General features: G+C 50.5%; 7 protein-coding genes. 1 reads left to right on the top strand and 6 read right to left on the bottom strand.

Features of this window, described 5'->3' with window-relative positions:
• Together C7B77_RS31035 and C7B77_RS08285 are read right to left on the bottom strand one after the other, a co-directional pair.
• Positions 1 to 12,125 (bottom strand): hybrid non-ribosomal peptide synthetase/type I polyketide synthase (locus C7B77_RS31035; RefSeq protein WP_106302694.1); only part of this gene is annotated, 12,125 nt, incomplete at its 3' end.
• Between the two features lie 157 nt (positions 12,126 to 12,282).
• Entirely contained in the window at positions 12,283 to 13,122 is an 840-nt protein-coding gene (locus C7B77_RS08285) for a thioesterase II family protein (RefSeq protein WP_106302691.1), read from the bottom strand.
• Between the two features lie 1,134 nt (positions 13,123 to 14,256).
• Here C7B77_RS08285 and C7B77_RS08275 point away from each other — a divergent pair.
• Positions 14,257 to 14,559: a sialate O-acetylesterase gene (locus tag C7B77_RS08275; protein WP_146138237.1), complete on the top strand. Its 303-nt coding sequence runs from the start codon at positions 14,257 to 14,259 to the stop codon at positions 14,557 to 14,559.
• Positions 14,560 to 14,574: 15 nt separating this feature from the next.
• Here the strand turns inward: C7B77_RS08275 and msrB are convergent, their stop codons facing one another.
• From msrB to C7B77_RS08255, 4 genes are all read right to left on the bottom strand, one after another.
• Positions 14,575 to 15,066, bottom strand: a complete 492-nt coding sequence (gene msrB, locus C7B77_RS08270) for a peptide-methionine (R)-S-oxide reductase MsrB (protein ID WP_106302682.1) — start codon at positions 15,064 to 15,066, stop codon at positions 14,575 to 14,577.
• A gap of 277 nt (positions 15,067 to 15,343) precedes the next feature.
• Positions 15,344 to 15,781 carry a ferredoxin gene (locus C7B77_RS08265; RefSeq protein ID WP_106302679.1) on the bottom strand — a complete coding sequence of 146 codons (438 nt, stop codon included), beginning with the start codon at positions 15,779 to 15,781 and terminating at the stop codon, positions 15,344 to 15,346.
• A gap of 2 nt (positions 15,782 to 15,783) precedes the next feature.
• Complete coding sequence (locus C7B77_RS08260; RefSeq protein WP_015159779.1) at positions 15,784 to 16,173, bottom strand: DUF1257 domain-containing protein; 390 nt, start codon at positions 16,171 to 16,173, stop codon at positions 15,784 to 15,786.
• Between the two features lie 262 nt (positions 16,174 to 16,435).
• Positions 16,436 to 16,642, bottom strand: a complete 207-nt coding sequence (locus C7B77_RS08255) for a DUF2997 domain-containing protein (protein ID WP_015159778.1) — start codon at positions 16,640 to 16,642, stop codon at positions 16,436 to 16,438.
• Between the last annotated feature and the right edge of the window lie 132 nt (positions 16,643 to 16,774).

The following is a 16,774-nucleotide window of genomic DNA, read 5'->3' as shown; positions in this document are numbered from 1 at the left end:
GATGTGTATAAGAGACAGCCCAATAACTCGCGGAAACTGATATCTCCCGCTAAATCGGTGCGTAACACCAAAGTATTGACAAAAAAGCCAATTAACCCTTCAATTTCGGCGCGGTTGCGATTGGCGATCGGACTGCCCACTAATAGATCGGTCTGTCCGGTGTAGCGATACAGCAAGGTATAAAAAGCCGCCAATAGCGTCATAAACGGTGTGACGCCAGCATCTCGACTGAGCCGCTCGATCGGGGCGGTCAATTCCCGCTCCAAACTAAAGTGAGCGTGGGCACCGCGAAAACTTTGAACGGCAGGACGCGCTCGATCCAGTGGCAATTCTAACAGCGGTTTGGCTCCCGCTAACTGGGTTTGCCAGTAAGCTAACTGAGCGGCTAGTACCTCTCCTTGCAGCCACGATCGCTGCCACAGCGCAAAGTCACTATACTGAATCGGCAGGTCGGGCAAATCTGCGGGTTGCTGGCGGACAGCGGCACTATAAATGGTTGCCACCTCTTGGACTAATACCCCCATCGACCAAGCATCGGCCACGATATGGTGAACGGTCAACAGCAAGAGATAATCATCTACGCCACAGCAGACCAGCGTAGCTCGCAGTAAGGGCGATCGATCGAGTTGAAACGGACGAATGGCTTCTTGATGAGCGAGTTCTTGACAAGCCAACAGGCGATCGGCTGGCGGTTGCGATCCCAGATCGACGATCGTCAATTGCCAGTCCCGCCGATCGTGAATGACTTGGGTAGCGGCACCATCTACACTGACAAAATCCGTCCGCAGCGCGGCATGACGTTGAATTACCTCTTGCAGACTGCGCTCTAGCAGATCGATCTGCAAGGTACCCTGGAGACGCACCGTCACGGGAATGTTGTAGAGCGGGCTATCGGGTTCGAGTCGATCCAAGAACCACAACCGTTGTTGAGCAAAGGAAAGCGGGAGTTGTGCGCCCACAGGTGCAGCTTGGATCGGTGGGGCGATCGGCAGTGGTGTCGTATCCTGAGATTGTTGTGCCTGAATGGCGATCGCCAATTCCTCGATCGTCGTCGCTTCAAACAACAGCCGGAGCGGTAACTCCACCTGCCAGGTCGATCGAATGCGCGAAATCAGTTGGGTAGCCAGGAGCGAATGACCGCCCAGATTGAAGAAATTGTCGCGAATCCCGACTCGATCGACTGGTAGCAATTCGACCCAGATCTGGGCTAGTACTTCTTCTGTAGGGTTACGGGGTGCCACATAAATAAACGTTGGATCGCTGCTACCTGTTGGTGCGGGTAAGGCGCGACGATCGACTTTACCATTGGGGGTCAAGGGGAATTCCGCCAGGAAAATCCAGGCATTGGGAATCATGTATTCTGGTAATTTTTCGCGCAGGGCGCGGCGCACATCGTTAGCAGTTACGGTGACTTCCGGAGGGGTGACAAGATAAGCCACCAACTGTTGTTGTCCGGGTTGGTCTTCCCGTACCAAGACGATCGCTTGTTGAATCGATGGTTGCGCTTGGAGTACCGACTCAATCTCTGCCAATTCGATCCGCAAACCTCGGATCTTGACCTGTTGGTCGATCCGCCCCAAGTATTCCAAATTACCATCAGCCAAGTAACGGGCTAGGTCGCCAGTGCGATAGAGCTTTGCATCTGGCCGATCGCTAAACGGATCGGCAATAAATTGGATTTCCGTCAGATCGGGTCGGGCATCATAGCCTGGAGAGACTCCCATCCCCCCGATATACAATTCACCCGGAACGCCGAGCGGAGCGGGTTGTAGCGTCGGCTCCAAGACATACAGTCGCACGTTGGGGAAAGGTTTACCGACGGGGACGAGTGCCTCGTGGGGGAAATTTTCAATTGTATTGGTCTCAAAGTAGCAACTATCGATCGTGGCTTCGCTCACCCCGTAAGAGTTAATTAAGCGGGTGTGGCTGCCACAGAGTTGTTGCCACTGTTGATATTCCCGCACGTACCAGCGATCGGAACCCACCACCACTAAGCTCATCTGGGCTAAATTCTGGTTGGTACTAATTAAATATTCAGCCAATAGCCGCATCACTGCGGGGACAAATTCCGCACAATCGATCTGCCGATCGCGGATGAATCGATCGAGTCGCGCTGGCTCTAGTAGCCAATCTCGCGGACAGATCTCCAGTTTTGCCCCACTCGCCAACGCCCGAATATAGTCGCCCGCAAACACATCAAACGAAAAACTCGCCATTTGTAAATGGCTCCGAGTGCGGGTACGAAGCTGATAAGCACTTTCCCAGCCGTGGTAGGCATTGACCAAACTGCGATGGCTGACCGTGACCCCTTTGGGCATACCTGTAGAACCAGAGGTATAAATTACATAAGCCAAGCTGCTGGGATCGATCTCCAGTGCCAAATTGGTATTGGCATAGCTAGCGATCGCCGCTCGATCGCGATCCAGATAAACGACGAGATCGGGGGCATTCGGTAACGGGGTAACGATCGTCGTGTCTGTCAGCAAGCAGTTTACCCGCCCATTTGTCAGCATATATGCCAAGCGATCGACTGGATAGCTAGGATCGAGGGGTACATAAGCGGCACCGATTTTTAGCACCGCTAGCACGGCAACTAGGGTGTGCCCCGAGCGTTCTAGATAGATCCCCACCCGTCCGGCCACACCTTGGGCTTGCAGGTAATGCGCCAATTGATTGGCGCGTTCGTTCAGTTCTTGATAGGTAAATCGTTCGTCGTTCCAAACCACTGCTACTGCTTCAGGAGTCAGGGCGACTTGGGCTTCGATCGCCTGATGCAGGCACAGATCGGGATGGCGGTGCGCTGCGCCCTGAGCTTGCGCCAACAATTGCTGCTGGGTGCTGGGAGAGAGTAAGGGCAGTCGATCGATCGATTGGGAAGGATCGCTGACGATCGCACCCAACAGGATCTCAAATTGGGCGGCTAGCCGGACGATAGTATCGCGATCGAATAAGTCGGTATTATATTCCCACTCACTGACTAAACCTGTCGGCTGATTTTCTAACGTCAGTGTCAAATCTAGCTTGGAGGTAAAGTTCTCAACTGGGATGGTTTCTAAAACTAAATCTGGTAAGGGTTGAGACTCAATCGGCGTAGCTCGATCGAGAATCATCATCACTTGGAACAGCGGCGGATGACTCAGATCGCGCTCTGGGCGCAAAGTCTCGATTAATTGCTCGAAGGGTACATCGGGATGGGTATAAGCATCGAGGGTGACTTGCCGCACTTGGCGCAATAACTGCTCAAAGCTGGGATTGCCAGCTAGATCGACGCGCAACAGCAAGATATTCAAAAATAAACCGATCGCTTTTTGGGTCTCTGGTAGCTGGCGACTGGCGATCGGCGACCCTACCAAAATATCGGTCTGGCGGGTATAACGATACAGCAGAACGTCAAACGCTGCTAACAAGACCATGAAGAGGGTAACGCCCATTTTTTTACCGAGCGTCCCTAGTTGGGTAGTTAACTCCGCCGAGAGCCGCAACTGGTAATGCGCACCCCGTACCGTTTGTAATGGCGGTCTCGGTCGATCGGTCGGCAGTTCTAAGATGGTAGGCACCCCAGCGAGTTGCTGTTTCCAAAAATCTAATTGGGTCTGTAATACTTCGCCCTGAAGCCATTGCCGTTGCCACTTGGCAAAGTCGGCATATTGCATGGGTACAGGGGGTAACTGATGGGCGTAGCCCAAACACAGTGCGGGATAAATTGCCGCAATTTCTTCGACCAGCACGGCCATGGACAACCCATCGGCAATGATATGATGCAGGACTAACAGCAGGATCGATTCAGTTGGCGAAACTTCCCACAGGGTGGCGCGAATTGGCGGATCGCTGTCTAGCCGAAAAGGTTGTTGCGCGGCGGCGGCGATCTGGTGTTGAATCGCTGCGGGATCTGGGTTGCTGGCGATCGGAATTACGGTCATCTGCCAATCAATTTGGGGATGGATCGTCTGTACGGGCTGACCCTCATCGCTCCCAAAATTGGTACGTAATACTTCATGCCGATCGATTATGGTCTGAAGAGTCTGTTCTAAAGCGGCAATTTGGACGCGCCCCCGCAAGCGGACAGCGGCAGGCATATTGTAAAAAGCACTATTAGGTTCTAGCCGATCCAAGAACCAGAGCCGCTGCTGGGCTAAGGAGAGCGGTAAATCGTTGCGGCTGGCGATCGACTGACTGGCTACAGGCAAAGCTGGTACGGTAGCTGGAGTACCTCCAGGCAATAATCCACTCCCGCGCATCCCTTGTACGGCAGCTCGTACCGCTTGCACCACCCGTTCCAAATCCTCATCGGTGTGCGCTGTGGATAAAAAGCAATTTCGGCCTTCCCAGACATACACGCCATTGAGCAGCAGATGTTGAAAAAATAGATCGAAATTACCAGTATAAGTAAAGCGAAATAGCGAACCAAAATGCACGACTCGGATCGGCACAGCCTGCTCGGCAAAGTAAGCATTTAAGCGTTGCGTCAAACTAGCCGTGCGCTGGTTGAGTCGATCGTATAGTGCCGAACCAGCCTGTTTCAAATATTCAAGCACAGCAACAGCCGCCGCCATCCCCACATGATTTTTATTAAAGGTGCCAGCGAAGAAGGTTTTCTCGGCACCAGGGTAAGAATTGTCGCCATATTGCCACCAACCCCCATCGATGCCGTCTAGGTAAGTAGCCAAACCTGCGACTACCCCGATCGGCAGACCACCACCCACAATTTTGCCGTAGGTGACGATATCTGCCCGAACTCCTGCCCAGGCTTGCGCTCCGCCCGCTTGAATTCGGAAACCCAGCAATACCTCATCAAAAATCAAGGCAATACCCGCAGATGTAGCGAACTGCCGGAGTTGCTGCAAGAACTCGATCGGTTGGAGATCGGGGCGGCGGGCTTGGACTGGCTCCACCAAGATGGCGGCTAATTCTGCGGCGTGAGCTTGGAGGATCGCCAAGGAACCCGCCGGATCGTCGTAATTTAGGACGATCGTATCGGCAACGGTTCCGGCTGGAATGCCTGGAGCGATCGGCGTTCCCTGTTTGTCTGCCCCTGCCTTCGCCAAGATGCCATCAAAATGACCGTGATAAGACCCCGCAAATAGGGCAATTTTAGAGCGACCTGTAGCCGTCCGCGCCAACCGCACCGCAGTCATCACGGCTTCAGTGCCCGAATTACAAAAAGCCACCCGTTCGACACCAGTCAGCTCGCTAATCAACTGGGCAACTGCGCCAGCCCGATCGGATTGGGGGCCAATTTGCAACCCGCGTTGAGTTTGGGCGGCGATCGCTGCTGCTACAAAGTCGGGATTGTGACCGAATAGTAACACCCCAAACCCCATAGTTAAATCGATATATTCGTTACCATCAATATCCCAAAACCGCGATCCCTCAGCTCGATCGCCGATAATTGGGTACACCAATTCTTTGGTTGAGGGTCGGAATCCAGCAGTGGCTCGACTATCTGCCAGTACGGCGCGATCGGCTTGAGCGCGATGCTTAGATTTTGCTGTCTGCTGATTGTAAGCCGCGATCGACTCTGCCGGAACTTGAGGAGCGGACGCATTAGCCGTAGCTGGAGGATTGAAGGGTACCGATCGATCGACAACAGCCTTCATCACTGGCAGATTGGGCTTCGCAGATCGATCGGGTGCAGAAGACTGAAGCGGTGGCGGGACGATCGCATTCGTCGGGCTGCTGTGCTGCCCCAGCAGTGCTAACTGCTGGGCAAATAAAGCTGATATGCTGGCAATCTGTTGTTGCAGCACAGTAGACACTGTTTGCTCGGAGCTACTGGCAACAGCGGGGACGGGACTCACTTCCTGACTGCCCAGATTGTTGCCGTTGAGAGCCACCTCATGACGCTCGATCGCCGGATTATCTACACTGGCAATCTGTTCGGGTTCGGACAGCGGTTGGGGATCGGGTGGTAATTCTCGATCTAAGTAAGTAGCTAGAGCGGCAATCGTGCTAACTTCTTCAAAAAGCTGGCGGAGGGTAATTTTGACCCCGTAGGTGATTTCTACATAATTAACCGCTTCTACCAACATCAGCGAGTCGGCACCAATTTCTAGAAATGGTGTTTGTACATCGATCTCGGTGACGTTGGCTTTGAGCAACTGAGCCGTCATCTGATGTAAATTAGTCAACAGCGTTGTCTGGCGATCGCTGGGAATTTGAACAGTGCGATCGATAGCAGTGGGAACAGTGGTCATAGAATCGATCTGACGCTGTGCGCTAACAGGATTAACAAAATCTACTTGAGGCTGATGAGTCTGGGCACCAACAGGCGTAGGTTCGCCACCGAGCCAATACCGTTGGCGTTGGAATGGATAAGTGGGCAAGGAAATACGTTGGCGGGAATAGTCGCGATCGAATCCCTCCCAATTAACTGCCACCCCTTGCACCCACAGCGATCCCAAACTGGTGAGGATCTGTTCCCAATCGGCTACGCCAGAACGCAAGCTAGGCAACCAGGTGAGATCTGGATTAGAGATGTTCTGCTTGCCCAAACTAATTAGCGTTGGTTTCGGCCCAATTTCTAGATAAATTTGGGGTTGGTGTTGCTGTAATGTGTCCAAACAGCGGGTAAATTGCACGGGCTGCAACAGATGTTGCACCCAGTACTCGGCATCGATCTTATTAACGAGCTGTCCGGTGACATTAGAAATCAACGGAATTTGGGGCGGATGGTAGGTAATCTGCGCCGCTAAGTTGCGGAATTCTGCCACCATCGGCATTAATAGCGGCGAGTGGAAAGCGCGGTTACTGGCTAGTTTTTGGGTGCGAATCCCCGCTGCCGCTAAAGTTTCACAAACAGCGGTGAGATCGGCCACCGATCCCGATAGCACGGTATTCTCGCGACTGTTATAAGCGGCAATGGACACCTGAAGATCGGCCAGCGGTGCAATGTTGGCAATCATCGTCGAGCTGGCAAACACCGCCACCATTTCCCCGGTGGGGGTTAATTCCTGAGCGTAGCGGGCGCGGCGAGCCACCAGGAGCAGTGCATCCTCCAAACTAAACACCCCAGCCAAGCAAGCTGCTACATACTCCCCTAAGCTGTGACCCAATAAGATGTTGGGTTGAATGCCCCACGACAACCAGAGTTGAGCCAGGGCATATTCGATCGCAAAGATCGCCGTTTGACTATATAACACTCGATCGAGCAATGTGGGTCGATCTGGTGCGGGATAGATCGCCTCAATCAGAGACTGACCCAGTTCTGCCTGGAGCAGTCGATCGCATTCCTGCAATGCCTGCCGAAACGTTGGTTGGGTGTCGTAGAGAGTCCGCCCCATATTGGCATATTGGCAACCCTGTCCCGTGCAAAGATAAACGATACTGGGTGGTTTCGGCGCGGTAACTCGACCTGTCTGGAGGGCGGGGACTACTGCGTGCTGACGATAAGATTGCAAGCTGGCGGCCAATTCTGCACCCGTCGCGCCCCACACGCTCAAGCGATGGGCAAACTGATTGCGACCGCTATTAGCTGTAAAACACAGATCGCCGATCGATTGTGAACCAGCCAAAACTGGTAGATAACGATCGATCGATTCACTCAAAGCGGCCTGACTCTTGGCTGACAATGTGAGTAAATGCACCGGACGTTCGACGGCGGCAGGTTTCGGCACTGGGGCGGGTGGCGTGCCCAGAATCACATGGGCATTGGTACCACCAATCCCAAACGAACTAATGCCTGCATAGTTGACCCCCGACCAATCAGTGAGTTGAGTATTGACCGCAAACGGGGTCTGGGCAAAGTCAATCAACGGATTGGCGCGATCGAAGTGCAAACTAGGCGGCAATTGACCGTGCTGCATCGCCAGGACTACTTTCAAGATTTGAGCCATCCCAGCGGCAGCTTCTAAATGACCGATGTTGGTCTTGACCGAGCCAATCCGGCAAAACTGCTGCTGGGCGGTATACTTCCGAAACGCCTTAGTCAGACCTTCAATTTCGATCGGGTCGCCCAACGCCGTTCCCGTGCCATGAGCCTCTACATAACTAATATCCGCCGCACTCAACCGCGCTGATTGCAATGCTCGATCGATTAATTCCGCCTGAGAGCGGGGATTTGGTGCGGTTAGCCCATTGGTATGACCATCGTGATTGATTGCCGAGCCTTTGAGGACAGCGTAGATGCGATCGCCATCAGCCACCGCCTGGGCTAATGGTTTGAGCAAGATCGCTCCGGCACCTTCACCCAACACGATCCCGTTAGCCGCCGCATCAAAAGTTTGACATTTACCGTCGGGGGAGTGCATTTTCATCCGACTCATCCCCGCATAGTATTGCGGCGAGAGCTGAAGATTGACCCCGCCGACGATCGCGCCAGAGCAGTCGCCTTGACGGATGCTCTGACAGGCTAAATGCACCGCCACCAAAGACGAAGAACACATCGTGTCTACCAGCATCGAAGGGCCGCGCAAGTTCAGGAGGAAAGACAACCGATTGGCAATAATCGCATTCTGATTGCCAATCCCCGCCCCATAATCGCTAGCTTCCAAGGATGATTCGATCCGGCGATAGTAGCCATTATTACTACAACCCACAAACACCCCGATCGGCTGTTGGGCTAAACGTTCGGCAGCATAACCAGCATCTTCTAGAGCTTCCCAAGCCACTTCCAAGAATAATCGCTGTTGGGGATCGATTAAGGCTGCTTCCCGTGGTGAAATCTGGAAAAATAAGGGATCGAAGCGATCGATCCCCTCCACAAAGCCACCCCACCGCGAAGAAGTCTGTAATGCTGTGGTGGGATTGGCAGCATACCAGTCGGCATTCTGCCACCGTTGAGCTGGAACTTCGGTAATGGCATTACCCCCACGGCTCAATAACTCCCAAAATGCTGCTAAATTTGGTGCTTGGGGAAACCGTCCAGCCATACCAATAATGGCAATATCGCTCTCGGCACTCAGATCTTCAGCAACAGGCTCGGCGGCACTAGTCGCGGTTGTTACCGCCGCCCCATAGGTTTCGACTAAATAATCGGCTAGCTCCAAGGGCGTAGCATATTCAAATAACAACGTCGGCGAGAGCGGAATATCCAGATGAGCCTCTAGAGCGGTCATCACTTCAACTGCTTTGAGGGAGTCGATCCCCAAACTGTGAAAGTTGCGATCGATTGCAATGCTCTCAGGTGACTGCTTGAGCGCGATCGCCAGATACTTGACAATTGTCGTGCTTAATGATTGCGGATCGCCAATCGCGATCGATGGCGTGGTTGGTGGCACGATCGCTACTGGCATCGACGGCAATCCACTGGAGGGAGTAACAACTTTGGGCACGGCGATCGATTCTGGCGGTGCGATCTCTGGCTCGCCATTCACCAAATTCTTTAAGCGATTCAAAGATTGAAGATGACTTAATACCGTCGCCGAATCTACCCCAAAGTCAATCAGACAAGCAATTTCATCGACCCCGATCGCCTGCAACTGCTCTACCATTTCCAAACAGGATTGGGGCGTACCAAAGAGGGCACTAGTTTGGTAATAGCGTTCAAAGGCATAATCTAAAAGTTTTTGCTGTTGCGCTGGGTCGAGCTGTGCCAAATCTTGAGAACCCTGTTGCCACAGATTTACCGAACTCTTGATGTACTCAATAAACGGCGATCGTACCAGCTCGCGCACGGCGATCGCGTCTTCGCCCACAAAAGTGTGTAACATCAAAGTTACCCGACCAGTAGCCGGATCGTGACCGTGACTGGCACGAGCGGCTCGGTATAAACCAATTTTTTCGGCCAGCTCAGAGATCGGCTGAAACAGCAACGCCGTCAAAATATTCAGACCGCGTTCTCCAGCTTCAATAAATCTTTCCTTACCCCCCGTACAAGTTACCCATGTTGCTAGCTCGGACTGGTGCGGCAGCGGATAGATCTGCACCTCAGTTGCTTTCCCGACCCCATTCGGGCGTGTAATCTTGCCGCCTCGCCACAGGTGCTGCACCTCCTCAATGCCCCGATACATCACCTGAGCACTATCGGCATAAGCATCGGGAGCAAACACAAAATCATTGGGATTCCAACCTCTGGCAAAAGCCAAATCTACCCGCCCGTGGGAGAGATTATCGACAACCGACCATTCTTCAGCCACTCGCAGGGGATCGTGAAGGGGCATCACCACACTACCAGCTCGCAACCGCAACTGCTCGGTACTCAATGCCAAAGCCGCGCTCACCACTGAGGGATTGGGATACAAACCCCCGAAGGCATGAAAATGTCGCTCTGGTGTCCAGATCGCCGTAAACCCATGTCGATCGGCAAATTTGGCTCCAGCTAGCAGTAATTTATATTTATCATCGGCAAATTCAGCTTCGTCGCTGGAAAAATACAGCAAACTAAACTGCATTTTTGGCGCGGCGGGAGTGCCGATTGCCGTGGCAACCTGCGCGGCTGGAGTCGGCTCGACAGTAGCTATCGCTTGCAATCGATCGGCTAAAAACGCTTGTTTACAGGCTTGGCGTTGAATTTTGCCACTAGAAGTCTTGAGAATACTAGTGGGTTTCAATAAGACAATACTGTGAACGCGTAATTCGTGTTGTTGGGATACCGCTGTCCGGATCGCTGCGGTTACGGCTTCCACAGGTAATTGCCGTAAATATTGACGTTCTACCTCTTGAAGGATGACTAATTGTTCTTCACCCTCGATGTCGATACTAAAAGCAGCACCTGCGGATGCTTTTAAGGCGGGGTGACTCTGTTCTACCGTCAATTCAATATCTTGGGGATAATAATTACGACCGCGAATGATGACCAGATCCTTTAATCGACCCGTTACATATAACTCACCATCCTGCAAAAAGCCTAAATCCCCAGTTCTCAAAAACTGCTGCTCTCGATCCTCCCCAATCCCCGCTACGAAAGTGGCAGCGGTAGCCTCATTCATCTGCCAGTATCCCTGTGCCACACTCGGCGCAGATACCCAAATTTCACCCACCCGATCTGCCGGACAGATCTCTAATGATTCGGGATCGACGATCGTTACCGTAGTATCTTGCCAAGTCCGCCCCGAACTGACCAATTGTTGCTGATTTTCACCTTCGTCATCTACCACCAGTTGCACCCGATTTTGCGCCAAAGCCGCACTGTCTACGCGACAGATCTCAGGGGCTACGTTCGGGATGCCGCCAGTGACAAACAAGGTGGATTCCGCCATCCCATAACAGGGATAAAATGCTTCGCGGCGAAAACCACAGGGAGCAAAAGCTTCAGCAAATCGCTCTAGCGTTGCCGCCCGCACGGGTTCGGCACCATTAAATGCCACATTCCAGGTACTTAAATCCAGATCGTCGCGTTGCGCGTCAGTAATTTTGGCAATGCAGAGATCGTAAGCAAAATTGGGGCCACCACTCGATGTTGCGCCATACTCCGAAATCGCTTTCAGCCACCGCCAGGGTTTTTGCAAAAAATCCACTGGTGACATTAACACGGCTGGAAACCCACCATATAAGGGTTGCAACACCCCACCGATCAAACCCATATCGTGGTAAAGCGGCAACCAGCTCACTACCCGCGATCGATCGCTATGACCGAACGCTTGATAGATCGAACTAGAGTTATGTAAGAGATTCCCATGACTGACCATCACCCCCTTGGGAGCAGCCGTGGAGCCAGAAGTATACTGTAAAAAAGCCAAATCCCCAGCTTGCAGTAAAGGTGCTTGCCAGTCCGTCGCCCGATCGAGATCGATATTATCTGTAGTAATACACTCGATCTCAATTAGTTCTGGTACCAATGATACGCTCTGCTCGATCGCCGTTAAGGTATCTGTAGTCGTCAGGGCAAACTTAACATCGGCATTTTGAATCGCCCCTTGGAGTCGATTGACCCTTTGATTGCGCCGTGGTGGGTACAACGGTACCGCAACTACTCCCGCATACAAACAACCAAAAAACGCCGCAATAAAATCTAATCCCGGCGGATACAGCAGCACAGCTCTAGTTCCCCTAGCTTGACGTTGCTGGAGTTGCGCGGCGATCGCTCGTGCCTGCCGATCCAATTGCCCATAAGTCACATTCAATTGCCCAGATCCGGCATCCACCAAAAAGGTATAAGCCACGGCTGCTGGCTGCTGGATCGATCGCTGCCCAAGGAGTTCGACTAAAGTTAGACAATGGCGGGGATCGAAGCTGTCACTGTTATTCATATGGGTAATGTAGATCGGATTGCATGGTTAATCTCAAAGCCGATAGTCCGCAAGAATGCTCCTTGCCCAGACTCTGCTCTTGGGTGTCAATCGATCGTTCCTAGCTGTTAAGCCGAAACAAAGATCCTTTTAACTACAACTGAAAGTTATGACCGTGCTACCACTTCGATGGGGATCGAAGACTCACGGATTTGGGAGGGGTAATATCCAGAGGCTGGAACTCAAGATCTAAGCGGGCGATCGATCTTGCGAATAATTGTTGCTCGATCGATTTCAACATCAATGCCTGCGCCTCATGCAAAAAGAAATGATTGCCATTAAATAGCTGCAATCTAAATTTGCCTGTGGTGTACTGTCGCCAAGCTTCCAACATCGCCACATCTACCCCAACATCCTGCAATCCACCAAATACCGTCATCGGACAACTTAGCGATGCACTAGGCTGATACCTATAAGTCTCGATCGCCTGAAAATCGGCACGGAGAGCCGGAAAAATCAGCTCGCGCAATTCTGCATTAGCCAAGACATGCTCGGGAGTACCTTCCAACCGCCGCACTTTCTCGATAAATTCTGGTTCGGGTAAGTTGTAAACGCAAGTACGTTCTAATCCCACATGCGGTGCCCGATACGCAGAAATAAATAGATGTTCTGGTTCGGGATATCCTTGACGGCGCAGCAGTTTAGTTAGCTCAAAGCACAACAACCCGCCCATACTATGACCGAAGAACGCAAACGGGCGATCCAAATGAGCGTAAATATTAATAGCGATCTGCTCCACCAGCAGCGAGAGATCGGTGATGGGGGCTTCACTCAAGCGCGGCCCCCGACCCGGTAACTCAATGGCATATAACTCAATTTCTGGAGATAAACGATCTACCCAAGGCCGATAAATTTGCGACCATCCTCCCGCATACGGTAAGCAAAATAAGCGGATTTTAGCTTGGGGATTTGGCTGAAGTAACTTTACCCAGCCAGTAATTCTTGAAGTTGTGTTCATTAGTATTTTAGGCGATTAAATTCATCATAATTACAGTTAAATTCACCCAAAAATTGCAATATTCTACTTCACAACTTGCCCGAACACAAGTTGCTATGATTTGCAAGCTTGACGTATGAGTCAAGCTTTCAATGAGAAAAATCGAAGATTGAAATCCTTGCTCTAGAATTCACGAAGCCACGTCAAATGCGCCTACTGCTTGCATTTGGCAAAGCATGGCTGAGGGTTATCCTAGATAAAATCTAGGTAACGCAAGTATTCCCAATAATTTAATTATTGTCTTTCTAAATTCCCGAGAATCTTTATGCCATAAAGTTCCAAGTTTTTTAGTTATTTTCTATTCACAGGTAATTGTAGTAGGCGATCGTTAAGGTAAGATTAAGCTCGGGATAGCTTTGTTAACCAAAAAAAGTGTTTGTGAATACAGAATATTAAATATTCAGTGCTTTTGGGTTCTTCCGAGCCATCGATTGGCGGGAAAAGACCAGTTAGCGATCGATAATAAAACGGTTGGTATGTAACCTGAGTCCACTACGTCGTAAGCATTCCAGGGGGATCGAATCAAATCGATCGATCGTCACAGTCAGATCGATCGATTTTTTACGGCGGGCCTTCGCCGATTATTATTAGCAAGACAGTATCGATAACTAAGGCACTGTAATAGGAGCGGGTGGGTTTTGAATCGATCGAGCGGGGAACTGCAAAATTCCCCACTAATCCGTAGACATACAGATACACAACCACGAACGGTGCCTAACAGATCGATCCATAGAGAACTGCGGCAAGTCGAGTAATTTTGTTGGCTCGATCCCTCGAAAGTTTGGAAAATCATCATTATGCTCATCGATTTAAATCGATTGGGGGTTAACATGTAACAGACAGGCGGATCCCATTTTGGAACGGAGGCTGAAACCCAAACATCGAGGCATCTATTGTCAAGATCGACTATTTGCCAAAATGGGCTACGCCCTGACGAACCTGCTCCATATCTTTTAGAATAAGCTCCCACCAATAGTTTGACAGTCAGAAAAGATCGGATCTATCGATCGACTTTTCTTCCGAATACCTTTTTAGAGAATGACTACGAAAAAGATTGAAAAATTACTAATTCATATTTTTATCCACCAAGTAAAAATGGAACATGCACTATACGAACACGAACTCGTGGAAGTTCTAGATGACTTGAGGTTTTCTATGAAAAAAGACAAAGATGATTACATTTTTACCGTCACTGAAAATCGCGGTCACGTAGCGATGTTACTTGTTGAGAAATCGGGAGAATTCTATATAAACGAGCGAGCTAGAGAAAGACTGAAAAATCTATGGTCTGATGCTTATGAAGGTAATATGCAAAAATTGATTCCAGATTTTGCCCGACAGCTTCACAAAGGTGAATTGCCGATTAATGGGGTCAAAGTCGCTAGCATTGAGAAATGAGAGTGGGAAGGTTGGCTACGCTGCAATAAATTTCATCGCTACACCATTCATGCAATAGCGTTTACCCGTGGGTTTCGGGCCATCTTCAAATACATGCCCCAAATGTCCGCCACAGCGACGACAATGAACTTCCGTTCTAGTCATCGCAAAAGCTCGATCGATCTTCGTCCCGATCGCACCCTCAATCGGAGCATAAAAGCTCGGCCACCCCGTTCCACTGTTGTATTTAGTATTTGAAGCAAACAGCGGCAAATCGCAGCCCGCACAGGCAAATATGCCCTGACGATGTTCGTTATCCAACGGACTGCTACCAGCGCGTTCTGTGCCGTGCTGACGCAGCACCTCAAATTGCGCTGGGGTCAAAATCTTGCGCCATTCTCGATCTGTTTTGGTAATTTCAAATTTAGTTTGTTTGGTCTTGCCTTGCGATCGATCTGGCAAACAACCCGCCAGTAAAACCGACCCGATCGTCGTCATTCCAGCCAATAAAACATATCTTCTATTCATTTTCAACGTTCGACTCTAAAGATAGCTAACACTGTCATTACTATCGCAATAGAATTTGAGTCATACCTGAGATGAGATCGATAGTTTGCTGAATTTTTGAGTTTAGATATTTCAGCGCGTTCTCAGCTTATTCTCAGCAATATTTGCGCCGATCGACTCATACCAATTCTCTAATTGTCTATAGTCAAAGATTAGACCTTAAAAAACAGTGACGGAATCGTCACTGTATAAGTAAGTCAAACTGAATTTTGACCACATCCGGATCGAGTCTGAAATTCTATTTTCCCTTATTTAGTTTGCGACGTCGAACTCTCGCGGCGATCGTGGCTCGATCTACAGGGAAACCAGCCATGGGAATTACTTGATATTGACGTTCTGCTTCTAATCTCTTTAATTCGGTATAATCGACCCACTGAATGCAGTTTACCGGACAAGTATCGATCGCTTCTTGGATCGTATCTTCGAGATCGCCATCTTGACGAACTACCCTCGCTCTCCCGTGTTCTGGCTCGATATAAAACGTATTGCGGGCGGTATGAGCGCAGTGGAGACAGCCGATACAGGTCATCTCGTCTACATATACGCCCTTTTGTCGCCATACCCCACCGAGTTCCGGCTCAAAACCCGATCGATCTTCCGCATCGCGCAAGAATCCGCCTAGTTCTGGCTCGAAACCAGATTGGTTACCATCTAATGGTGGGGTAAAGTCATTCATAATTACGCACTCCAGCGTTGGACTACTAACTTAATCGAACCGTCTTGTTGGTTGCGTTCTTCAGCAACCTGGAAACCTTGTTTGGTCGCTTCAGTCACAACTGTATGATAAGCATATCGTTGAGTAACTTGACTCAAAAAGCGATCGACCGACCAATTTTGCTGCCAGAATTGGAGGTCGGCAATGAGTTCGTACTCGTTATTACCGTTGCTGCTAAAGCCGATATCGTAGCCATTTTCTTGCTCGATGACAACTGCCGCTGTGCGAGTATCGCCTTGATAACCGCGCACGGCTTGAGGGCCAGTTTTCCAATCGATCCCGAGATCTGTCAATGCAGCAGTGAGCGATTCTACATTGCGGATCTTGGTCTTAATATTGCTAAAGTGGGACATATAAATTTAGTTGATAGTTGAAAGTTGACAGCGATTCGCGTTTCTGCTTTCGCAGAGGCTACGCCAACGTCGGGTTCCCCGACGGTTTAGCGAATCAGCGACGCGCGCTTTGGAGGTTTCCTCCAAGTTAAGCGCGTCAAGACAAGAGAGTCGATCGCTGGGTGCTGGTAATAGGCAATTAAATCCCATCCTCACAAAGACCGATCGAAGGGTATCGACGATCGGTAGACATCTTTAGCATTGCTGCCAAGAATTTCTCAAGTTACCAGGTAGCTTGAGTTGTGGCGGTGGCTGTTAGTTCGATATTTTGAGCAAAATATTCCGCAGTTTGTTCTTGGCTGACTACATGACCTAGTTCAGATTCGATCGCTGCTGTTACTACGGTGCAAGACTGACCCACTACACCAGTGACTTTTTCCTGCACTCTGCCATCTGGATAGATGATAAACTCTAGCGTCTCCATGCTCATCGGTTATGTAAATCCTCCAAAATTACGCACTCAATCGTCATTATATTTAGTGTGAGCAAAATAGTTTAGACCCGATCGGTAGATGACTTTTATGAATATCTCTCGATGGCGATCGATACTCATCACCAAGGC

The organism is Chamaesiphon polymorphus CCALA 037, assembly GCF_003003845.1.
GTDB classification, from domain to species: domain Bacteria; phylum Cyanobacteriota; class Cyanobacteriia; order Cyanobacteriales; family Chamaesiphonaceae; genus Chamaesiphon; species Chamaesiphon polymorphus.
This window is presented reverse-complemented; position numbering and strand designations above follow the sequence as displayed.